This is a genomic window from Pseudodesulfovibrio portus (genome assembly GCF_026000375.1).
Taxonomy (GTDB): Bacteria; Desulfobacterota; Desulfovibrionia; order Desulfovibrionales; family Desulfovibrionaceae; genus Pseudodesulfovibrio; species Pseudodesulfovibrio portus.
Window position 1 is genome coordinate 2,683,667 of the sequence record NZ_AP026708.1, and the last position, 21,855, is coordinate 2,705,521.

The 21,855-nt window shown below is 62.7% G+C and carries 20 protein-coding genes; 13 read left to right on the forward strand and 7 right to left on the reverse strand.

The features are described 5' to 3' along the window. Positions 1–268: 268 nt before the first annotated feature. Positions 269–2,293, reverse strand: a complete 2,025-nt coding sequence (locus OO730_RS12800) for a HAMP domain-containing methyl-accepting chemotaxis protein (protein WP_264981862.1) — start codon at positions 2,291–2,293, stop codon at positions 269–271. 182 nt (positions 2,294–2,475) lie between these two features. Here OO730_RS12800 and OO730_RS12805 point away from each other — a divergent pair, with 182 nt between their 5' ends. Genes OO730_RS12805 through OO730_RS12840 form a run of 8 tightly spaced genes read left to right on the forward strand, consistent with a single transcriptional unit; the run spans position 2,476 to position 8,707 of the window. After that, entirely contained in the window at positions 2,476–2,781 is a 306-nt protein-coding gene (locus OO730_RS12805; RefSeq protein ID WP_264981863.1) for a c-type cytochrome, read from the forward strand. Positions 2,782–2,790: 9 nt separating this feature from the next. After that, on the forward strand, positions 2,791–3,687 hold the full coding sequence (locus tag OO730_RS12810) for an SCO family protein (protein WP_264981864.1): 897 nt from the start codon (positions 2,791–2,793) through the stop codon (positions 3,685–3,687). Then, a complete protein-coding gene (gene ctaD, locus OO730_RS12815; RefSeq protein WP_264981865.1) occupies positions 3,688–5,295 on the forward strand; it encodes a cytochrome c oxidase subunit I in 1,608 nt (535 codons plus the stop codon). Then, a complete protein-coding gene (locus OO730_RS12820; protein WP_264981866.1) occupies positions 5,288–5,884 on the forward strand; it encodes a cytochrome c oxidase subunit 3 family protein in 597 nt (198 codons plus the stop codon). Before ctaD ends, OO730_RS12820 begins: the two co-directional genes overlap by 8 nt. Before the next feature lie 11 nt (positions 5,885–5,895). Next, complete coding sequence (locus OO730_RS12825; protein WP_264981867.1) at positions 5,896–6,183, forward strand: cytochrome C oxidase subunit IV family protein; 288 nt, start codon at positions 5,896–5,898, stop codon at positions 6,181–6,183. A gap of 4 nt (positions 6,184–6,187) precedes the next feature. Beyond that, positions 6,188–7,438, forward strand: coding sequence for a cytochrome c oxidase subunit II (gene coxB / locus OO730_RS12830; RefSeq protein WP_264981868.1), 1,251 nt, complete (start codon positions 6,188–6,190; stop codon positions 7,436–7,438). Beyond that, positions 7,435–8,262 carry a UbiA family prenyltransferase gene (locus OO730_RS12835; protein ID WP_264981869.1) on the forward strand — a complete coding sequence of 276 codons (828 nt, stop codon included), beginning with the start codon at positions 7,435–7,437 and terminating at the stop codon, positions 8,260–8,262. The genes coxB and OO730_RS12835 overlap by 4 nt, the downstream gene beginning before the upstream one ends. A gap of 16 nt (positions 8,263–8,278) precedes the next feature. Beyond that, positions 8,279–8,707 carry a DUF4079 family protein gene (locus OO730_RS12840; protein WP_264981870.1) on the forward strand — a complete coding sequence of 143 codons (429 nt, stop codon included), beginning with the start codon at positions 8,279–8,281 and terminating at the stop codon, positions 8,705–8,707. A 72-nt stretch (positions 8,708–8,779) separates the two neighbouring features. On the opposite strand, the gene OO730_RS12845 is transcribed toward OO730_RS12840, so the two are convergent. The 3 genes from OO730_RS12845 to xylF form a co-directional block, all read right to left on the reverse strand. Beyond that, positions 8,780–9,535: an ATP-binding cassette domain-containing protein gene (locus OO730_RS12845; RefSeq protein WP_264981871.1), complete on the reverse strand. Its 756-nt coding sequence runs from the start codon at positions 9,533–9,535 to the stop codon at positions 8,780–8,782. Between the two features lie 9 nt (positions 9,536–9,544). Beyond that, entirely contained in the window at positions 9,545–10,768 is a 1,224-nt protein-coding gene (locus OO730_RS12850; RefSeq protein ID WP_264981872.1) for a sugar ABC transporter permease, read from the reverse strand. A gap of 132 nt (positions 10,769–10,900) precedes the next feature. Next, the gene (gene xylF / locus OO730_RS12855; protein WP_264981873.1) at positions 10,901–11,923 is read right to left on the reverse strand and encodes a D-xylose ABC transporter substrate-binding protein; all 1,023 of its coding nucleotides are present in this window, start codon (positions 11,921–11,923) and stop codon (positions 10,901–10,903) included. A gap of 582 nt (positions 11,924–12,505) precedes the next feature. On the opposite strand from xylF, the gene OO730_RS12860 reads away from it, so the two are divergent. The 5 genes from OO730_RS12860 (at position 12,506) to OO730_RS12880 (ending at position 17,990) form a co-directional block, all read left to right on the forward strand. Next, positions 12,506–13,717 (forward strand): ROK family transcriptional regulator, encoded by a 1,212-nt coding sequence (locus OO730_RS12860; protein WP_264981874.1) that lies wholly within the window; start codon positions 12,506–12,508, stop codon positions 13,715–13,717. A gap of 69 nt (positions 13,718–13,786) precedes the next feature. Beyond that, entirely contained in the window at positions 13,787–15,094 is a 1,308-nt protein-coding gene (xylA, locus tag OO730_RS12865) for a xylose isomerase (protein WP_264981875.1), read from the forward strand. A 110-nt stretch (positions 15,095–15,204) separates the two neighbouring features. Continuing rightward, entirely contained in the window at positions 15,205–16,710 is a 1,506-nt protein-coding gene (gene xylB / locus OO730_RS12870; protein WP_264981876.1) for a xylulokinase, read from the forward strand. A 165-nt stretch (positions 16,711–16,875) separates the two neighbouring features. Continuing rightward, a complete protein-coding gene (locus tag OO730_RS12875) occupies positions 16,876–17,415 on the forward strand; it encodes a TlpA disulfide reductase family protein (RefSeq protein WP_264981877.1) in 540 nt (179 codons plus the stop codon). Positions 17,416–17,417: 2 nt separating this feature from the next. Continuing rightward, positions 17,418–17,990 (forward strand): peroxiredoxin, encoded by a 573-nt coding sequence (locus tag OO730_RS12880; protein WP_264981878.1) that lies wholly within the window; start codon positions 17,418–17,420, stop codon positions 17,988–17,990. Positions 17,991–17,996: 6 nt separating this feature from the next. Here OO730_RS12880 and OO730_RS12885 read toward each other — a convergent pair whose 3' ends face one another. Genes OO730_RS12885 through OO730_RS12895 form a run of 3 tightly spaced genes read right to left on the reverse strand, consistent with a single transcriptional unit; the run spans position 17,997 to position 21,837 of the window. After that, positions 17,997–18,713, reverse strand: a complete 717-nt coding sequence (locus OO730_RS12885; RefSeq protein WP_264981879.1) for a response regulator — start codon at positions 18,711–18,713, stop codon at positions 17,997–17,999. Then, positions 18,710–20,713 (reverse strand): ATP-binding protein, encoded by a 2,004-nt coding sequence (locus OO730_RS12890; protein WP_264981880.1) that lies wholly within the window; start codon positions 20,711–20,713, stop codon positions 18,710–18,712. The genes OO730_RS12885 and OO730_RS12890 overlap by 4 nt, the downstream gene beginning before the upstream one ends. After that, a complete protein-coding gene (locus tag OO730_RS12895; protein WP_407681894.1) occupies positions 20,710–21,837 on the reverse strand; it encodes an ABC transporter substrate-binding protein in 1,128 nt (375 codons plus the stop codon). Before OO730_RS12895 ends, OO730_RS12890 begins: the two co-directional genes overlap by 4 nt. Positions 21,838–21,855: the final 18 nt, after the last annotated feature.

Genomic DNA, 21,855 nt, shown 5'->3' on the forward strand with positions numbered 1-21,855 from the left:
GGCACCATAGCTGCCCTGAAAACAAGCAAGTGGCGTGCCATCAAAAAAAGCTAAAAAAAGTTACCAACAGTCTTTAATTGCTGTGTTTATTTTTGTGACCAAAGTGGATTTCCATTCGTATGGCCGCAGCCGACTCAATTATTAATGGAGTAAATTCGAAGGGGAAAATCCATAATTCCTGGTATCGAGGAGGGGCTTTCTTGGGGGCGGGAACACGAAAAAGGGCGGCCCGAACGGGGCCGCCCTGTGTGTATTGGATAGGGTAGGATCAGAACCGCTCGAAGGCGTCGTCCCCGTCGTCCATGTCGAGGGTCATGCCTTCCTCCGGCTCGGCGGCAGCGAGCATCTTTGCGGGTTTCCGGGTCACGGTCCGGGTCGCAGGGGCGTGACCGTCTCCGAGGCGGAAGAAGGCCATGGTGCTTTCCAGCTGCTCGGCCTGTGCCGACAGCTCTTCCGCCGTGGAGGCGATTTCTTCGGACACTCCGGCGTTTGCCTGGACCACGGTGTCGAGTTGCTGGAGGGCGGTGTTGATCTCCGAAGCCCCTGTGTTCTGCTCGGAACTGGCGGCGGAGATATCCTGTACCATTTCGGCGGTGTTTTCGATGCTGGGCACGATGGAGTTGAGCAGCTCGCCCGCCTTGGTGGCGACCGCAACCGAAGAGGAAGACAGCTCCCCGATTTCGGCGGCGGCGGTGCCGCTTCGTTCGGCCAGCTTCCGCACCTCGGCGGCGACGACCGCGAAGCCCTTGCCCTGCTCTCCGGCCCGGGCGGCCTCGATGGCGGCATTGAGGGCCAGGAGGTTGGTCTGCCGGGCGATCTCCTCGATGATGGAAATCTTTTCGGCGATCTGGGTCATGGCCGTGACGGTCTGCTGCACGGCCTCTCCGCCCTTGCGCGCCTCGTCTGCGGTCTGGCGGGCGATGGATTCGGTCTTCGCGGAACTGTCCGCGTTCTGGCTGATGGAGGCGGTGATCTGCTCCATGGCCGAGGAGACCTCTTCCACGGAGGACGCCTGCTCGGTCGCTCCCTGGCTCAGGGATTCAGAGGAACCGGCCAGTTCCTGGCTGCCCGAGGCCACGTTGCCCGTGGCGGTCTGGACTTCCATGACTATGGACCGGAGCTTGCTGATCATGCCGGAAATGGCGTTCGACATCTGGCCGATCTCGTCGTTGCGCCGGACATCAAGCCCCACGTTGAAGTCGCCCCGGGCTAGGGAGGTGACCACGTCGGCGGCCCGTTTGATCACTGCTGCCAGTTTGACGGAGAACAGCCAGGCGACGATGACGGCGGCCAGGGTGAAGATGGCGGAAATGGCGGCATAGAGCCATATGGTGAAGCTGATGGTCTCGTTCATGGAGGCCACCCTCTCTTCCACGCGGGTCAACTCCATGTTGCCGAGTTCGTCGATGGTGCCGCGCATGGTGGAGAAGTCCTTTTCGCTCTGCACAAACAGTTCGGCCTTCCGCAGGTTCTTCTCGATGTTGGCCGTGGCCAGGTCCACAGCCTTCTGGCTGTGCTGCTGCCATTCGTCCAGTTGGACGAGAAACTGCGCCTTGAGCTGTGCTCCCCTGGCAGCGAGCTTGTCGGCCCCCCCGGTCACCCGGTCACGGGTCTGGTTGAGGTTCTCGTTGAAGGATGCCGCGAGGTCCTTGACCTCGGCGATATCCCGGGTCCGGGCGATGAGGAGCTGGGCCACGTATGCCTGGTATGCGTCACGGTCGGCGTTGAGGATGAGGGCGAGGGCCTGTTCGTAGGCCATCCGTTCCCCTATGGGCAGGCCCGGATTCTTAAGCCGGTCCTCGGCGGTGGTCCCGAGTTCGTCGATGACGTTGCGCATGGCGTCGAAGGAAGCCAGGGCGGCCTTGGCCTCTTCTGCGCCCAGCAGGTTCGCTTCGAGGGTTTCGTCCGTCAACTTGAGGATGTTCGTCGTTTTCGTCTTCCACGTCTCGAAGGCGGACTTGAATGCGTCGAAGGTCCCGGCCATGTCGCTCGTGAAGTTTTCGCCGGGACCGATGATGCGGTCATGGGTCTGCTGGACGTTTTCGTTCACATCGGCCTTGAATGCCTCCAGCGCTTTTACGGAGGGTGCGTTCATGGCATTCATGACCCCCACCTGGGCCTGGTAGGCGTCGCGATCGGCATTGATCATCGTCGCCCGGTCCATGTGCAGGCTGTTCGTCGCAGTCGAACTCGAGTCGATGGTGCCGAAGCTGTAAAGGCCTATTACAAAAATAATGATTATGGCCGAGACAGGCAGGCCTACCATGAGGAGCAGTTTCCATTTGATGCTCATAAATGTCCCCTGTTTGTCGATGAAAGATACAACCTTGTAACATGGCAGAGAATTGTAACCTATTATAATGGGAACGGAGAGGGGAATACGGCATGAAGAGTTGCAGGTGTTTACAAAAAAACGTGTTTAGGCGTATCCTGTCGGCAGGAATCGAACTCTACGACAAGCTTATGAGGTGAATTATGAAAAAGGTGTTTGCTGTTTTGACCCTGGTGCTCTGTTTCGGCGTGACTGCGGCTTTTGCCGTGGATGGTGCCGGGCTGTACAAGACCCGCTGTGCCAAATGCCATCGGGACGGAAGCGAATCGTCCAATGCCGGAGGCGGCGTGGTGCTCAAGGGTCAGTCGGCCGACGAAATCGAGATGAAGCTCAACGGATATGTCGACGGCTCCTACGGCGGGAAGAAAAAGGCGCTCATGTCCCGCATGGTGGCCAAGCTGTCCGCCGAAGAGATCAAGGCCCTGGCCGCGCACATCGGTTCTCTCTAGGGACCGGCCGTGCGCGCGCTGATAGCATCTGCCGTTCTTGTCGCCCTGCTGGCCGCCCATGGTTGGGCGGTCGGCGTGGGCGAGTCCGCCCAAATGGGGGACATGACGCATGAGGCCATGGACGGAACCATGGATCATTCGGAGCCCGGCATGGAATCCATGGACGAGGCGGATCACGACCATGAACGGATGATGGAGGAGACCGAGGAGGCGGGGCTGCCCGTGGGCGTCGAGGAAAAGCTCGGCAACCTGCTCCCGTCGGTTGAGTTCACCGACTCCGAAGGCAATCGCGTCAACCTGCGCGAGCTTGCCGACATCCCGATGATCCTTTTGCCCATCTATTACCGATGCCCGGACGTCTGCAACATGCTCCAGGGGTCCATGGCCTCCATCCTGCCTGACGTGAAGCTTACGCCCGGCAAGGAGATCAGGGTGGTCTCCCTGAGCTTCGATCCGCGCGAGACCCCCAAGGACGCGGCCCGCGCCAAGCGCAACTACACGGCCATTTCCGGGGACGGGTTCCCGCCGGAGCAGTGGACGTTCCTCACCGGCGACGAGCAGGCCATCGACGCCGCCCTGGATTCCATCGGCTACACCGTGCAGAAGCAGGGCGGCCTGTGGGCCCATCCCGTGGCGGCCATCGCCGTCGCACCCGGCGGCAAGGTGGTCCGCTACCTCTACGGCACCACCTTCCTTCCTTTCGACATCACCATGGCGGGCATGGAAGCGGCCCAGGGCAAGACCGGCCTGTCGGTCAAGCGGCTGCTTTCCTACTGCTACAACTACGACCCCCAGGGACGGCGCTACGTCTTCGACATCCTGCGCGTCTCGGGGTACTCCATTCTGGGCTTTATCGTCATATTCGCGGCCTGGTTGTTTTTCGGAGGCAGGAAGAAGGAGCGGTAGATGGCAGTAGATGCCGGGTTCATGACTCCGGGCAACAGGTCCTGGGTCCGCGAGTGGCTGTTCACAATCGACCACAAGCGCATAGGCATGCTCTATCTGTGGTCCGTGCTCGCCTTTTTCACGGTGGGCGTCTTCCTCGGCCTGATCATCCGGCTCGAGCTCTTCCGCCCGGGCGAGGACTTCGTGGGCCCCCAGGCCTACAACGCCATCTTCACCCTGCACGGTGTGATCATGATCTTCCTGGTGGTCATCCCGTCCATCCCGGCGGCCTTCGGCAACATCTTCCTGCCCCTGCAGCTGGGGGCCGAGGACGTGGCCTTCCCGCGCCTGAACATGTTTTCCTTCTGGCTCTACGTCATCGGCGGGGGCACGGCCCTGGTCTCGCTGTTCACCGGCGGGGGCGCGCCGGACACGGGCTGGACCTTCTACGTGCCGTTTTCGGCCCAGACGACCACCAACGTGTCGGCGGCCGTGGCCGGGGTGTTCATCCTCGGCTTCTCGTCCATCCTGACCGGGCTCAATTTCATCGTCACCATCCACCGGCTGCGCGCGCCGGGGCTGACGTGGACGCGGCTGACCCTGTTCGCCTGGTCGCTGTACGCCACGGCCTGGATTCAGGTGCTGGCCACGCCCATCCTGTCCATCACCGTGGTGCTCATCGTCCTTGAGCGGATGCTGGGCATGGGCATCTTCGACCCGGCCCGGGGCGGCGACCCGATTCTCTACCAGCACCTGTTCTGGATTTACTCCCACCCGGCGGTGTACATCATGATCCTGCCCGCCATGGGCGTGATCTCGGACATCATCCCGGTCTTCTGCCGCAAGTCCATCTTCGGCTACAAGACCATCGTGGGCTCGTCCCTGGCCATCGCCTTTGCCGGGTCCCTGGTCTGGGCGCACCACATGTTCGTCTCCGGCATGTCCGACACGGCGGTCATGGTCTTCTCGCTCCTGACCTTCATCGTGGCCGTGCCATCGGCGGTCAAGGTCTTCAACTGGCTGTCCACCATGTACAAGGGGTCCATCCGGCCCGAGCCGCCGCTGATCTACGCCCTGGGCTTCATCTTCCTGTTCGCCATGGGCGGCATCACCGGGCTGGTTCTCGGTTCCGCGGGCACGGACATGCACGTGCACGACACCTACTTCGTGGTCGGCCATTTCCACTACGTCATCTTCGGCGGCACGGGTTTCGGCATGTTCGCGGCCATCCACTACTGGTTCCCCAAGATGTACGGCCGCATGTACGACAGGAAACAGGCGACCATCGCCGCCGTCCTGCTCGTCATCGGCCTGAACGGCCTGTATTTTCCCATGTATCTGCTGGGGCTGGCCGGAATGCCGCGCCGCTACTACGACTACCTGCCCCAGTTCACGGAGCTGCACCAGTACTCCACCTACGGCTCGTGGATCACCTTCGCGGGCCTGGCGCTCATGATCTACAACCTGATCCGCTCCCGGTACAGGGGGCCCGAGGCCGAGCGCAACCCGTGGCAGGCGGCCACCCTGGAATGGACCCTGCCGTCCCCGCCGCCCACGCACAACTTCGACAGGGAGCCCGTGGTCACCCATGGCCCCTATGACTTCGGCGAGGTGCGGGACCATGACTGAGCACAGGGACTACCATGGCGCCAAGATGGGCATGTGGCTCTTCCTGTTTACGGAAGTGCTGCTCTTCGGCGGGCTGTTCGTGCTGTTTTCGGTCACCTTCGGACGGTTCCCGCAGGAATTCCACGAGGCGAGCCAACTGCTCGACGTGACCATGGGCACCACCAACACCGTGGTGCTGATCACCTCGAGCCTGTTCGCGGCCCTGGCCGTGACCGCGCTGCAAAAGGGCGACAGGAGGCTGGCCGAAATATTCATCGGCCTGACCGTGCTCCTGGCCTGCTGCTTCCTGGTGATCAAGTACTTTGAGTGGACCCACAAGTTCCACGTGGGCATCTATCCCGGCTCGGCGGCCATTGCGGACTGGGCTCCCGGAAAGCAGGCGTTCTTCTCCCTGTACTACACCATGACCGGGCTGCACGGGCTGCACGTCGTCATCGGCATGGCCGTCTTCGGCTGGGTGTGGATGCAGATCAGGGTGGAAAAGTGCACGCCGGAATATTTCGTGGCCCTGGAAAACGCAGGCCTGTACTGGCATCTGGTGGACCTGATCTGGATTTATCTTTTTCCGCTTTATTACCTTATTACCTAGTGGGGGCTGTCATGAACGAACAGACACGGCATCACGGCCCCGGCTACGGGGTGTTCGTCGGAATCTGGGGCGCACTCATGGCGCTCACGGCGGTCACGGTCTGGGTGGCTGGGGTCGACCTCGGCTTCCTGAACGTGGTCGTCGCCCTGTCCGTGGCCTCGGTCAAGGCGTCCCTGGTGGTCTTCATCTTCATGCACCTCAAGTACGAGAACCTGACGCTCAAGCTCATGGTCCTCACGGCCTTTGTCATCCTGGCCATCTTCATAGGCCTCACCTTTTTCGACACGGCGTACAGGTAAGCCCATGTATCCACAGGTATTCTCGGCAGCACAACAGGTGGACAAGGCGTTCCTGATCATCTTCGGATTCGCCGTGCTCGTCCTGCTGGCCGTGACCGTGGCCATGGTCTGGTTCCTGTGGCGCTATCACTACAAGCGCAACCCCGTGGCCACGGACATCAAGGGCAGCGTGCTGCTGGAAGTGGTCTGGACGGTGTTGCCCCTGGTCATCGTCATGGGGCTGTTCTGGACCGGCTGGACCAGCTTCCAGGCCATGCGCTCCATACCGGAAAACGCCATGGTAGTCGGCGTTGAAGGGCGCATGTGGTCGTGGAAGTTCACCTATGAGAACGGCAAGACATCTTCGGAGCTGGTGGTGCCCGTGAACCGGCCCATCCGGTTGGAGCTGACCTCCCGCGACGTCATCCACTCCCTGTACATACCGGCCATGCGCGTCAAGTGGGACCTGGTGCCCGGCATGGACACCGAGGCGTGGTTCCAGTCCGACAGGGAGGGCGAGTTCGATATCTTCTGTGCCGAATACTGCGGCCTCAAGCACGCGAACATGATCACCCTGCTCAAGGTGGTCACCCAGGAGGAGTTCGACGGCTGGCTCGAAGGGACGCCCGATGAACCGGGCGGCAAGCCGCGCGGCCTGGCCCTGATGGAGGAATACGGTTGCTTTGACTGCCATGCCATGGACGGGACCGCCGACGTGGCGCCGCCTCTCGACGGCATCGGCGGCACGGACCGACCCGTGGTCCTCCCTGACGGCACGGCCCGGACCTTCAAGGCCAACGCCGCCTATCTGAAGACGTCCATCCTCAACCCCGGCGCCGCCATGGTGGAGGGGTGGGGCGACGAGATGCCGCCCTACGAGGGGGACCTGAGCGAGGAGGACGCCGACGCCATCGTCAATTACCTGCTCGGCCTGGACGAGTCGGGCAATCCGCTGGCGGCCCCGCCGCATCCGGGCGAGACCCTTGCCGACGAGCAGGGGTGCTTCGGTTGCCACACCGCCACGGGCGAGGACGACGTGGGCCCGACCTTCCTCGGCCTGTTCGGGACCCGGCGCACGGTCACGGACGCGGACGGCAACAATCCCCGGACCGTCGCCGTGGACGAGGACTATTTGCGCCGGGCGATCATCGCCCCCTCGGACACTATCCCTGAAGGATTCGAAGACGCGATGCCCGCCTATGACGATCTGGCCCCGGAAACGCTTGAAGGGTTGATCCGGTACATTGAATCCCTCGGTTCCGGAGGGGATCAGTGAGCAACGACCTGATCCGGCTCATCCGACCCCGCGTCAGCCTGGCCGTGGCCGCCGGGACCCTGTTCGGCGCGCTCTATCACGGCACCGGAGGGCTTGCGCCCTGGTTCGCGTCGGCGGGAGCTTTCCTGCTCTGTTCCGGCTGCTCCGTCCTGAATCAGGTTCAGGAACGCGATCGGGACCGGCGCATGGAACGGACCATGGACCGCCCGCTGGCAAGCGGGCAAATGCCGGTGCGCAGGGGCGGCGTCCTGGCCGTCGCCCTGGCCCTGGCCGGATTGGGCCTGTTTTTCCAAACCGGCGGCTGGCCGTTGCTGGCGCTTGGTTTGGGGATCGTTCTCGTCTACAATGGAATTTACACCCCGCTCAAGCCGGTGACCCCCCTGGCCCTGCTGGCGGGCGGATTCGCCGGGGCCGTGCCGCCCCTTGCAGGCTGGTTGGCCGTTGGCGGGAGTGCGGGCGACCCGCGCATCCTGTCGGTGACCACCATCTTCTATCTCTGGCAGGTGCCACATTTCTGGCTGCTGGCCGAGAAGCACCGTCGGGATTACGAGCGGGCCGGGTTCGCCTTGCTCCACGCGGCCCTGCCCGAAGGCTTCCGGCATCGTCTCATGGGCGTCTGGGTGGGGGCGTATTTCGTGGGGCTTGGCTGTCTGGCCTGGCTGGCCGGGGCCGGGGCCCTGCGTCTTGTGGTGCCGCCCGGGATGATGCTGGTCGGCGGACTGGCCGTGGGCTGCGCCGTGACCCGGCGTTGGCGGTTCGCTTCGGCGGCCATGCATGCGTCGTTGCCCATGGGGCTGCTGCCCCTTTTGATGAACGGAACATGACAGGTTGGTGCCCGATATGATGCTCTGGATACACCCGATACTGCAATCCGCGGCCCTGCTCCTGGGGACCTATGTCCTGTACATGGGATACTGCCGGTTCTGCTTCCAACATCTCGGGAAGAAGGCGGTCTTCAACTGGAAACGGCACGTCTTCCTGGGCAAGGTCGCGGTCTGGCTCTGGCTGGCGGGGTTGGTGTTCGGCATTTACGCCACCCGGATGTCCTGGGGGACCCTTGGGCTGACCGGGGCCCATTACACCATCGGCCTGGCCATGCTGCCGTTTCTCGCGGTCAGCCTGATCACCGGCTACATGCTGCAGAAACCCAGCGGCAAGCGGCCGAGGCTGGCCCTGACCCACGGTTCGGCCAACGCCATCCTCTATCTCATGGCCCTGTTCCAGACATGGTCCGGCATCGAGGCGGTCCGGCTGTTGCTGCTGGAATGACCGTCCCTGCGCCCGGCGTCAAAAAAGGCCGCCCCGAAATGGGGTGGCCTTTTTTGGCTTTGCCGCAAGGCGTTACGCGGCTTTCGGCTCCGGGTTCTTGCCCAGGATGATCATGCCGAGGACCTCGTCCTTGGTCACGTCGCAGGTGCGCCGGGTGCCCACGAGCTTGCCGTTCTTGATCACGGAGATCCGGTCGGCCAGGTCGAACACGTCGTGCAGGTCGTGGGAGATGAGGAAGATGCCGATGCCCTCGCTCTTGAGCTGCTTGATCAGCTCGGCCACCATGGCGGTCTCGTGCGGGCCCAATGCCGCCGTGGGCTCGTCCATGATCAGTATCTTGGCGTTGAAGTAGATGGCCCGGGCAATGGCCACGGACTGGCGCTGGCCGCCGGACATGTTGCGTACCGGGTCCTTGATGTTGGTGAAGTTAGGGTTGAGGCGGTGGATGATCTCCCGCGCCTCGTTCTCCATGCGGTCGTCGTCGAGGGTGCCGTATTTGGTCATCAACTCGCGGCCCAGGAAGAGGTTGGCCGGTGCGTCCAGGTTGTCCGACAGGGCGAGGGTCTGGTAGATGCACTCGATGCCGTACTTGCGCGCGTCCCGCGGCTGCTTGATGATCGCCTTCTCGCCGTTGATGAGGATGGTGCCCTCGTCGGCGGGAATGGCCCCGGACAATGCCTTCATGAGCACGGTCTTGCCCGCGCCGTTGTGCCCCACCACGCCGACCACTTCGCCGGGCATGAGGTCGATGGTCACGTTCTTGACCGCGTGCACGCCGCCGAATCGCTTGGATATGTGGCGCATTTCAACAAGTGGTGTCTGACCCATGATGCGCTCCTATCTCCTGTTCTTGTTGTAGACCACGTCGAACCAGACGGCCACGATGAGGACCAGTCCGATGACCACCTGCCGCATGGCGCTGGACACGCCGAGCAGGACCATGCCCGACTCCAGCGACTGCATGATCAGCGCGCCGAGGATGGCTCCGACGATGGAACCGACGCCGCCCGCCAGGGATGTGCCGCCGATGACCGCCGCCGCGATGACGTTGAGTTCGGCCATCATGCCCATGGAGTTCGCGCCCGCGTTGAGCCGGGCCGTGGTGATGACCGCCGCCACTCCGCAGAGCAGCCCCATGACGCCGAAGATGTACATGGTCACGCGGGGCACGTTGATGCCGGACAGTTCCGCCGCCTCCGGGTTGCCGCCGATGGCGAACACGTAGCGGCCGAACTTGGTGACCTTGGCCAGCAGGGTCATGGCGAAGACCACGCCGATGAGGATGAGCACCGGGATGGGGATGCCGCGCGGAATCTCGGTGCGCGGCTTGTAGTAGGAGTTCATGACCATGACGAAGCCGCAGATGAAGCCGATGGACACGGTCAGGATCAGGATTTCCGCCCACCATGCCTTGGGCTTGCAGCCGTATCGCAGACACCGTGAGCGTCCCCTGAAGGTGCCCATGACGAGCAGTGCGATGCAGACGATGCCGAAAATCCAGCTGCCCGTGGCCCCGATGGAGCCGTCGATGCCGCCGCCCAGGAGCTGGTAGGTCTTGTCCATGGGCGCGACCGTGCGGCCGTCCGTCACCAGGTAGGCCGCCCCGCGGAAGACGAGGAGCCCGCCCAGGGTGACCACGAAGGCGGGCACGCCGCGAAAGGCGATCCACCATCCCTGCCACAGGCCGATCAGCGCGCCGAGGAGCAGGCCGCAAAGGACCGTGGTCGGCCAGTTCCAGGCCGCGCCCAGTGTGAAGACGTGGACCTGCAGAAAGGCGATGGCCATGCCGGTGAAGCCCATTACCGAGCCCACGGAGAGGTCGATGTGCCGGGCCACGATGACCAGCACCATGCCCGTGGCCATGATGCCGACCACAGAGGTCTGCACGGCCAGGTTGTACATGTTCCGGGCCGTGAAGAAGATCCCGTCGGTGAAAATATTGAGTGTGATCCAGATGACGAGCAGCGCGCCGATCATGGCGAGCATGCGGGTGTCGATTTCGAGTTCGTGGCAGAACCGCTCGAAAAGGGAGAGTTTGCTCTCTTGTGCTTGGGGTTTCATAGGCCGCCTGTCCTGAAGAGGTTACCGTGTACCATGACCATACCGCGAATCCGACTCCCGGGGAAGTGGCCGGCGGGTATGGAAAGGGGACGCCCCGGAGGGCGTCCCCTTGAATCTTATCCGATCAGGTGGCTACGGGCACTGGCCCTCGACGCCCTGGCAGAGGACGTCCTTGGAGATCCAGCCTGCGTCCACGACGACGTTCAGGTTGTCCTTGGTGACGGGGACAGGGGCGAGAAGGATGGCGTCCATCTCGATGCCCTTGGCGCCGCCGGACCACTTGATGGTGCCTTCGGGTTTCTTGCCGCTGGCCAGTTCCACGGCGATCTTTGCCGCAGCCTTGCCCAGTTCGCGGGCGTCTTTCCATACGGAGACGGTCTGAGTGCCGCGGGCAACGCGGTTCAGGGCGGCATGGTCGCCGTCCTGGCCGGAGACCGGGGTGATGCCTTCCATGCCCTGAGCGGTCAGGGCGGCAACGACGCCGCCGGCGGTGCCGTCATTGGAGGCCACGACCGCGTCGATCTTGTTGTTGGCGGCGGTCAGGATCTGTTCCATGTTGCGCTGGGCGACTTCGGGCTTCCAGCCTTCGGTGCCCTGTGCGGCCACGTTTTTGATCTTGCCGGCCTTGATGGCCTCGTCCAGGACTTCCAACTGGCCTTCATACAGGAATTCGGCGTTGGGATCGGTGGGCGCGCCCTTGATGAAGGCGTAGTTGCCTTCGGGTTTCACGGCGAACACGGCGCGGGCCTGCATGCGGCCCACTTCCTTGTTGTCGAAGGTCAGGTAGAAGACACCGGTTTTTTCGATGAGGCGGTCGTAGCCGACCACGGGCAACCCTTCGGCCTCGGCCTTGGCGACCGCGGGCAGGACGGCATCGGCGTCCCAGGCCAGCACGATCAGGGCGTTGGCGCCGCGGGCGATCAGGTTCTCGATGTCGGCGATCTGCTTTTCAGCGGAGGCCTGGGCGTCGGCCATGATGTACTTGGCGCCCATTTTTTCGAGCTGGCCCTTGATGGCCGCTTCATCGGTCTTCCAACGTTCTTCCTGGAAATTGGACCAGGACACACCGACAATCAGGTCCTTGGCCACGGCGCTGGTGCCGAAGGCAAGGATCATGACGGCTGCAACCGTCAGCAGAGCAAGACGTTTAAACATGTGGATTCCTCCTTACCACAAAATGATGTGTACAATCCCCGACCCATTCCGCGCCGGGTGTTTTCCCCGCAGTTTCGCCCTTATATGCCCTTGAAAGAAAAGGGCATCCGCAACAGGCACGAAACGCGGGACTGCAACCCGATCCACACACTTCCCCTGCGGGGTGGACCATGCCGCATGGTAATGGAAACCCTGACAAAAAAATAACCGCTTGGCAAGAATTAATTTTCTCATTGAACTATCATGCCGACGGGCAATGCGGGGTCCTGTCGCGTTCTAAAAATGTTTATGCTATCTGGTCAGTATATTTTGATATATATCGTCCAAATGCGAAAGCCGTGGAAGCCTATTGTCTGTACAGTGCAAGAATTTCAAAATGTTGCGTTTCCTTGCCAACAGGTTGTAACCCTGCTAAATGATGCAGTGATACCAAAATACCTTTTGTTGTCTTTACGGCTTTGTGTTGTGGTAATATGCTAGGATAATTTGTTATATTTTAATTTCAAGACATGAATTTTGTTTTGTTGATCGGCCAATGGGTCGGGTTTAATGTTTTATGAGTAAATTAAAGCAGGGTCAGGAATGAAGGCTGCCAATCGTGATTTCACCCGCGCCATGAACCAGTTCAACATATTGAACACCATTCGTGAGGTCGGCCGCATATCCAGGGTGGAAATTGCCGAAAAAACCGGCCAGAGCCGGGCGTCCGTAACCAATATCACCGCCGCCATGATCCGCGAGGGCATCATCCGCGAGGAGCCGTGCCGGTGCACGCCGTCGCGCGGGCGCAAGCGGATCATGCTGGTGCTCAACCCCGAGGCCGCCTACGTGGTCGGCGTCAAGATTTCCGCCTTCCAGGTCAGTTTCGCGGTGGTGGACTTTATCGGCGACGTCAAATCTTCTCTGGTCATGCCCATCCGCGTCAGCGAGCGTGACGAGGAGACGGTGGCCGACTTCATCGAGGACGGCGTTCGCCATTGCGTGGAAGATGCCAGGCTGAGCATGGAGGACATATCCGGCTGCGGCATCGGGGTGTCCGGGTTCGTGGACTCGGCGGCGGGAAAATGTCTGTGGACGCCGCTCAAGGATGGAACCAGCCACATCCGCAGCATGGTCGCCCGGCGGCTGGGCGTTGACACCTACATCGAGAACGACGCCAACTCCGTGACCGTGGCCTCCCAGTGGTTCGGCCAGGGCAAGGGGATCGACAACTTTCTGGTGGTCACCGTGGAGCACGGCGTGGGCATGGGCATCGTTGTGGACGGCAAGCTGTATCGCGGCGCCACGGGCATCGGCGCGGAGTTCGGCCATGTGGTCCTGGTGCCCGACGGCGAGCCCTGCCGGTGCGGCAAGCGGGGGTGCGTGGAGGCGTACGCCTGCGACGGCAACATCCTGCGGCGGGCCAGGGGGGTCCTGTCCCGGCGGCGTGGCGGCAAGCTCGATCTCGACCGGCTGACCATCGAGGACGTGACCCGGATGGCCAAGGACGGCGATGCGGGCTTGCGCAGGATTTTCCGGGAGGGAGGGACCATCCTCGGCCAGGGCATTGCCGGGCTGATCCAGATTTTCAACCCGGAACGGGTCATCGTCACCGGTGAGGGCGTGCGCGCCGGGGACCTGGTCTTCGGTCCCATGCGCCGGGCCGTGAAGAAATATCTCAACAAGGAACAGGCCGCAGTGACCCGGATCGTCGTCCAGGAATGGAACGACTTCGACTGGGCGCGCGGGGCCGCCGGGTTTGTCCTGAGCGAGCTGTACAAGTCGCCGTTGGACAGGACCCGCCTTGCAAAATGACATGTCGTTGTTGTTGGTGATTGTAATCAAAGATCAATGAAATCAATAAAATGAAGAGCGAGGTATGCAATGAATGAATTTTTCCCCGAAGTCAGCCGGATCGAGTTCGAGGGCAAGGATTCCATCAACCCGCTGGCCTTCAAGTATTACGAAGCCGATCGGGTCGTGGGCGGCAAGACCATGGAGGAACACCTTCGGTTCGCGGTGGCCTATTGGCACACCTTCAAGTCCCAGGGGGGCGACCCCTTCGGCAGCGGGACCTTCCAGCGGGCCTGGAACGTGGGTTCGCCCATGGAGGTGGCGGAGAAGACCATGGCCGCCAATTTCGAGTTCGTCACCAAGCTCGGCGTGCCCTATTACTGCTTTCATGACCGCGACATGGCCCCGGAGGGGGAGACCTTCCAGGAATCCATCTCCAACCTGGAGACCATGGTGGCCAAGGCCAAGGAGCATCAGGCGGAGACCGGGGTCAAGCTCCTGTGGGGCACGGCCAACCTGTTCAGCCATCCCCGGTTCATGCACGGCGCGGCCTCCAATCCCGACCCCCACGTCGTGGCCTGTTGCGCCCTGCAGGTGCGCCACGCCATCGCCGCCACCAAGGAATTGGGCGGCGAGAACTACGTATTCTGGGGCGGCCGCGAGGGCTACGAGACCCTGCTCAACACGGACATGAAGCGTGAGCGCGAGCAGATCGCGGCCTTCTTCCACATGTGCGTCGACTACGCCCGGCGCATCGGGTTCACCGGCCAGTTCCTCATCGAGCCCAAGCCCAAGGAACCCACCAAGCACCAGTATGATTTCGACGCCGCCACGGTCCTGTCCTTCCTGCGCGAGTTCGACCTGCTCGATCACTTCAAGCTCAACGTCGAGGCCAACCACGCCACCCTGGCCGGGCACGACTTCGCCCACGACCTGGCCGTGGCCGCCGACGCGGGCAAGCTCGGCAGCATCGACGCCAACACCGGCGACCTGCTGCTCGGCTGGGACACCGACCAGTTCCCCACGAACGTGTACGACGTCACCCGGGCCATGCTCGTGGTGCTGGGGGCGGGCGGCCTCGGCTCCGGCGGCCTGAATTTCGACGCCAAGGTCCGGCGCGGTTCCATCGACGGCGTGGACCTGTTCCACGCCCACATCGGCGGCATGGATGTCTTTGCCCGCGGGCTGCTCGCGGCCCAGGCCATCATCGACGACGGCCGCATCGACGAGTTCAGGGCGCAGCGCTATGCGGGCTGGGACACCGGCTTCGGCAAGTCCATGCTCGACGGCAACGAGACCCTGGAATCCCTGGAGGCCAAGGCCCTGGAGCTGGGCGAACCCAAGCGGGTATCCGGCCGCCAGGAGATGCTGGAGAACATTTTGGGCAACCTGATTTAGGTTGCCTCCGGACCCCCATCCCATCTCCTTTCCTAAACTTTTTGGTGCGCCGCCAGTCAGGGGAAAGGGGATCGAAACCACGAGTCGGCGGCGGGGAGTGTGTGACTTCCATGAGTGAACTGTACATAGGCATCGACTCGGGGACCCAGGGGACCAAAGGGGTGATCCTGGATGGTGAAAGCGGCGATATCCTGGATGAGGCGTACGCCCCCCACGGGCTGCTGGAAGACAATGCGGGCATGCGCGAGCAGCACCCGTCCTGGTGGCTGACCGCCTGCCACGCCGTCATCTCCCGGCTGATTTCCGGCCCCAGGGTCGACCCGTCCTTGGTGCGGGGCATCGGCGTGTCGGGCCAGCAGCACGGGTTCGTGCCCCTGGACGCGGCGGGCGAGGTCATCCGCCCGGCCAAGCTGTGGTGCGACACCGCCACCACGGCCCAGTGCGCGGCGATCACCGAGCGGATGGGCGGGCCCGAAGCCGTGATGAACGCCATCGGCAACTCCGTGGCCGCCGGGTTCACCGCTTCCAAGGTGGTCTGGCTCAAGGATAACGAGCCGGAGAATTACGACCGGTTGGCCACCATCCTGCTGCCCCACGACTACATCAATTTCTGGCTCACCGGCGAGCGGCGCACCGAATGCGGCGACGCCTCGGGCACGGCCTTTTTCGACGTCAAGCGGCGGGCGTGGAGCGGCGAGCTCCTGGACGCCATGGACCCGTCCGGCAAACTGACCGCCTGCCTGCCCGAGCTCATCGAATCCGACCAGCCCGTGGGGGTGGTCAGGCCGGAACTGGCCGGGGAATTCGGTTTTGCGGACGACGTGCTGGTCTCCAGCGGCGGCGGCGACAACATGATGGCCGCCATCGGCACCGGCAACGTGGTGCCCGGCCAGGTCACCGCCTCCCTGGGCACATCGGGCACCATCTACGCCTATTCCGAGACCCCGGTGGTTGACCCCAGGGGGGAACTGGCCGCGTTCTGTTCCTCTTCGGGCGGCTGGCTGCCCCTGGTCTGCACCATGAACGTGACCGTGGCCACGGAGCTGACCCGCAACTTGCTTGAACTGAGCACCAGTCGCCTCAACGAGATGGCTGAGTCGGCCGGGCCGGGCAGCGGCGGCCTGCTGCTGTTGCCGTATTTCAACGGCGAGCGCACTCCTGCCCTGCCGGGTGCCACGGCCTCCCTGCACGGCATGAATTCCACCAATTACACGCCGCAGAACATGTGCCGCGCGGCCATGGAAGGCGCGACCTTCGGGCTCCGGTACGGCATGGACGTCATGCAGCGACTGGGCCTGGAACCTTCCGAGATCAGGCTGGTGGGGGGCGGGGCCAGGTCCGCATTGTGGCGGCAGATCGTGGCGGACATCCTGGGGTGTCCCGTGCTCAGGCCCCGGGTCGAGGAGGCCGGCGCGTTGGGAGCGGCCATCCAGGCCGTCTGGTGCGTGAAGACCGACCGGGGCGAGAGGGTCTCCCTGCCCGAACTCGCGGCCCGGTACGTGACCATGGACCTCACGGGCGGGGCCGAGCCCGATTCGGCCCGCAAAGGATTGTATGAAGACATCTACGGTCGTTATCTGCTGCTGGACAAGGCCCTGCGGTCCATGAACGAATGAATCGGGAAAGATCGAGGTTCAGGCCCTGCGCGGGAGTGCCCGCGCAGGGCTTTTTTGCGTCGGTGGTGTGAAACCGGTGAAATGTGCGATTCAAGTTGCCAGAAAGCACCATATCTCGCATCATGTATGGAGAGAAACTCCAACCGAAATACCAAAGGCAAGATCATGAAGAAATTGATTCTGACCATGACTATATTAACGCTCCTGGCGGTCCCGGCCCTGGCCCTGGACGTTTTCCCCGACCTGGAACTCACCGGCAGCCTGACTGCCGAGCAGGCGGCCCATCTCGGTGTCGAGACCGCACCCCTCAAAGTGTCGGACATCAAGGGCGACTACCTCCTGGTTGAGGTGTTCAGCCTGTATTGTCCCATCTGCCAGAGAGATGCGCCTGAAGTGAACGCCCTGCGGCGCGCGCTCGCGGCCTCGGATGTCGGGTCGGCCATCAGGTTCATCGGCATAGGCGCGGGCAACACGCCGTTCGAGATCAACTTCTACGCCAAGAAGTACGAGGCTGATTTTCCCTTGTTCCACGACGAGGATTTCGTGGCCCACAAGGCTTTGGAAAACGTCGGCACCCCGGCCTTTTATCTGGTGGACCTCAAGGCGGGCCTGAAACTGATCTTCTTCCATGAAGGGGAGATGGACGACCACAAGGTGATGCTTGATTCCTTGCTCAAGGCCGTCAGGGAGAACGGGAGGGAATGATCATGCGTTTTGTTCTGACTGTTTATCTGGTTCTTCTGTTCGCCGTGCCCCAGGCCGGGGCCATGGATCATGTCTACGCCCCCCATGGCCTTAAACCCGTGGACTCGGCGCTCAAGGTGGCCGTGGGCGACGAAGCGCCCGATTTCGAGCTGCCCGCGCTGGCGGGCGGCAAGGTCCGGCTGAGCGATTTCAGGGGCAGGAAGAACGTGGTCCTGTCCTTTGTCCCGGCCGCCTGGACCCCGGTCTGCTCGGACCAGTGGCCGGGCTACAACGCCGCCCTGGATCTCTTTCGGCAGTATGACGCGGAATTGATCGGCATCTCCGTGGACAACACGCCGAGCCAGTTCGCCTGGGTCGAGGCGATGGGCGGACTCGACTTCACGGTCCTGTCCGACTTCTGGCCCCACGGGGCGGTGGCCCGGACCTACGGCATCCTGCGCACGGACGGCACGGCGGAGCGGGCCCTGGTGGTCATCGACAGGCAGGGGATCATCCGCTTCGTTCACGTCGGCGACATCAACAAGCGGCCCGATCTGGGCATGTTGGTGGAGGAACTGGATAAGCTTCCGAAATAAGATCGTCTACTGTGATCCCAGCGCTTCGTTTTCATTGTCGAAGAGGTCGGCCAGCTGGGTGATCCCCACCGAGGCGAACACGGCCTTGAAGTTGCTGGACAGCCCGGCCAGGACCACGTGTAAGCCCCTGGCCCGGTTTCCGGAGAGCAGCTCCTTGAGTCCGGTTATGCCCGCCCCGTTGATGGAGGCGTTCTCGTCGAAATCGATGAGGATGGTCGGCTTGCCCATTTTCACGGCCTTGTCGAAAGCCTCGTTCAGGTGGGGGATGGTGTGGGCGGTGACGTTGCCGCGCACGCCCACCACTGCGGCTGCGGGTCGCTCTTCCAGGGTTATCTGCTCTTCCTCGCTGCGGGCGATGGCCAGCCGTTCCCGTGCCCGTTCCAGGGCCTTTTCCAGGGCCTCCCGCTGGAGGGGCTTGTTGATGAAGTCCGTGGCGTCCAGGTTGAGCGCCTGGATGGCCAGATCCATGTCGCCGTGGCCGGTGATGACGATGACCTCGGTGTGCGGGTTGACCGCCTTGATCCGTTTCAGGACCTCGATGCCGTCCATGACGGGCATCTTGATGTCGGTCAGCACCAGCCAGGGGGAATGTTCCCTGAACACGTCCACGCCCATTTGTCCGTTCTCGGCGGTCAGCACCTCGTAGCCGTAGGCCGACAGCAGCAGGCTGAACATCTTCAGTGTGGGTTGTTCGTCGTCTATGACCAGAATCTTGGTTGTCATGCAGTGCCTCCTCGCACTCCTGGAGCCGGGAATTCCATCCTGAAGATGGTGCCTTTGCCCTTTTCGCTCCTGATGCGGATTTCCCCGCCGTAATCCTTTACGATGCCGTAGGTGATGGCCAGGCCCAGGCCCATGCCCTGGCCCGCTTCCTTGGTGGTGAAGAACGGTTCGAAAATCTTGTGTCGGTCGTCCCTGTCTATGCCCGTGCCCGTGTCCTCGATTTCCGCGTAGACCAGGTGGTTGTCGATGCCGGTGCGGATGGAGATGCGCCGTTCCGAATCCGGGTCCCGCGAGGATTTGTCATTGATGGCGTCGCGGGCGTTGGCAACGAGGTTGAAGACCACCTGCTGCAACCGGTTGGAATGGGCCTGGACCGGGGGCAGCCCTTCGCCGAGTTTCAGGTCGAAGGTGATGTTGTCCAGCTCGAACTGCCGCCGGAGCATGGACAGTACCGCCTTGATGGGCTGGTTGAGGTCCACGGATTCCTCCAGCATGTCGGATTTCCGGCTGAAGGAGCGCAGGGTGTCGATGATCTCCGCGGCGCGGTCCACCTGGGTGGAAATCTCGTTGACGACCTCCCGGAAGTGGGCCTTGGGGATTTCCATGCCCTCGTCCTGGGCCAGGGCCAGGAACTCGCTGCCCAGCTTGATGGCATTGAGCGGCTGGTTGATCTCATGGGCCACGCCTGCGGACATTTCACCCAGGGACTTCATCTTTCCCGCCTGGATGAGCTGGGCGTCCTTCTCGATGAGTTGGGTGATGTCCGTGACCGCGATGATGATGGCGTGGCGGCCCCGGTAGGAGATGGGGCAGGCGTGCATGTTCACGAAGAACGGCTCGCCGTCCTTCTTGTAGTGGATGAGTTTGGGGAAGTACACGCACCCGCCGCCGCCCTCGGTGAAGTAGTCCAGGCACCCGCCGTTGTGGTCCGGGCCGAGCTCCAGGAATTTCATGCCGATGAGCTCTTTCTTGGTGTGCCCGTAGAGTTCCAGGGTGCGCGGGTTGGCGTCGCGGATTTCGCCCGTGGTGCAGTCCACCACGAAGATCGGGTCCGGGCCGGAGTCGAACAGAGAGCGGTATTTCTCCTCGGACTCGCGGAGTCGGCGCCGGTAGAGCTTGATGGACCAGACCATGTTGCGGAAGGAATCGCCCAGCTGGACCACCTCGTCGCCCTTGTGCTTGCGGTAGAACGCGCAGTCCGCGCAGGTCCGGTGCAGGTCCTCCGGCCGTTCCTCGCCCCGGGATTGGTCGAAGTGCCAGCAGGGCAGGTCCGTGTTGGTGAAGGCGGGGCATTTGGAGGTGTCCCAGTCCTCGTCGCCGAAGTGCAGCGGGGTGTCGAAATTGCCCCGGCTGATCTCGTCGGACAACCGCGTCAGGTCGGATACGGGCTTGGTGATGTACTTGGAGAGCCAGGAACTCAGGAAGATGGTGATCAGGACCACCGCCGAAATGAAACCGAGGAATGCGACCCGCAGCTTGCCCACCAGGGCGTCGATGTGGCTCTTGTTCAGACCCACATGGACCGTGCCGATGGGGTACAGCCCCTCGTGGATGCCCGCCGCAAGGTCATAAATCTGCTGGCCGTGGAGTTCCACCAGCTTGATGGAGGTGTTCTGTCCCGGCGGGATGGAGTTGGCCCGCAGGTTGTCCGGCAGGTTTCGGGTCAGGGTGTGGGCCAGGATCTCCCCCCGCTGGTTCTCGATGAAGATGTAGGAGACCAGGTTCTTGCGCTGCCTGAGTTTTGCCTCGTCAAAGATGAGCGTCAGCAGTTGGGGGATGTTGTCGTCCAGGATGTAGGAGCCGCCGCGCTCGGCAACGGAGTGGGCGATGGCGAAACCGCGCGCCTCGAGCTCGTTGGTTAGGGAGCTGACCAGGATGTAGCGGGAGACCAGGGCGATGGCCACGGATATGAAGAGGACCGCCGCCAGCATGGAAAAGAGCAGCTTTTCCCGCAATCCCACGTGCGAGATTCGGGCGGCCAGCTTTTCCATGAACATCATCGGTTTTTCTCCAGCCGGGCCTTGAGTCCGGCCCAGTCGTCAAAGGGCATGAACCGTCCGCCCTCGAGCCGGGTGAAGTAGATGGCGTCCAGCCCCTGCCGGTCCTTGGGGCCGTACGTGATGGACATGCCCGGTCCCAGTTCCAGGTCCTGGATCGATTCGATGGCCTGGATGAGGCCTTCACGGGTCAGGTCGCGGCCCGCCCGTTCCAACCCTTCCACCAGGATGCGGGCGTTGAGGAAGCCTTCAAGGCCCACGAAGCTCGGGGTGTCGTCGGGGAAATATTTTTTGAGCAGGGTCACGTATTCGGCCACCACTCCCGAGTCTCCGGCGGAGAAGGAGGGCGGCGGGACCACCTGCGACATGAGCACGTTGGCGGGCGAGTAGGTGCCGATGCGCCGGGCCAGTTCCTCGGCGCCTACAAAGGAGACGTTGTAGAAGAGCGGGTTGTAGTCCTCGTCGCGGGCCAGGTTTATGAACCGGGCGCATGCCCCGTATGTGCCGACCATGATCACGGCTTCGGCGTTGGAGTTGCGGATCTTCTCCAGCCCGTCCTCCACGCTCTGGGTGCCCCGGATGTAGGAGCTGCGGGCCACCAGGTCCAGCCCGAACTTCTTCAGGGCCAGTTCCGTGCCGACCAGCCCGTCGAATCCGTAGGCGTCGTACTGGTAGAAGACCGCAATGCGCTTGATCCCCAGGTCTTCGACGATGTGCTGCACGGCCGAGGCGGTCTCCTGGTAGTAGGAGGCCCGGATGTTGATCACGTAGCGGTTGAAGGGCTCGCGCAGCCGGTTGGCGCCGGTGAACATGCCGATCAGCGGGATGCGCGCTTCCTCCACCAGGGGCAGCACCTTGACCGTGGTCGGCGTGCCCACATAGCAGAACAGGGCGAGCACGTTGTTGTCGATGATCAGGTTCTGGGTGTTGACCAGGCAATGGGGCGGGTCATAGGAGTCGTCCAGTGCGATGACGTCGATGCGCCGTCCGTGGATGCCGCCGCTGTCGTTGATGAAGCGGAGATAGGCCTGGGCTCCGCGCAGGGTCTGGGTGCCGAGATATCCGGCGTGCCCGGTCAGGGCCAGGGAGGATCCGAGGCGGATCGTCGTGTCCGAGACGCCGGGCATGCGCGAGTCCGTTCCCGT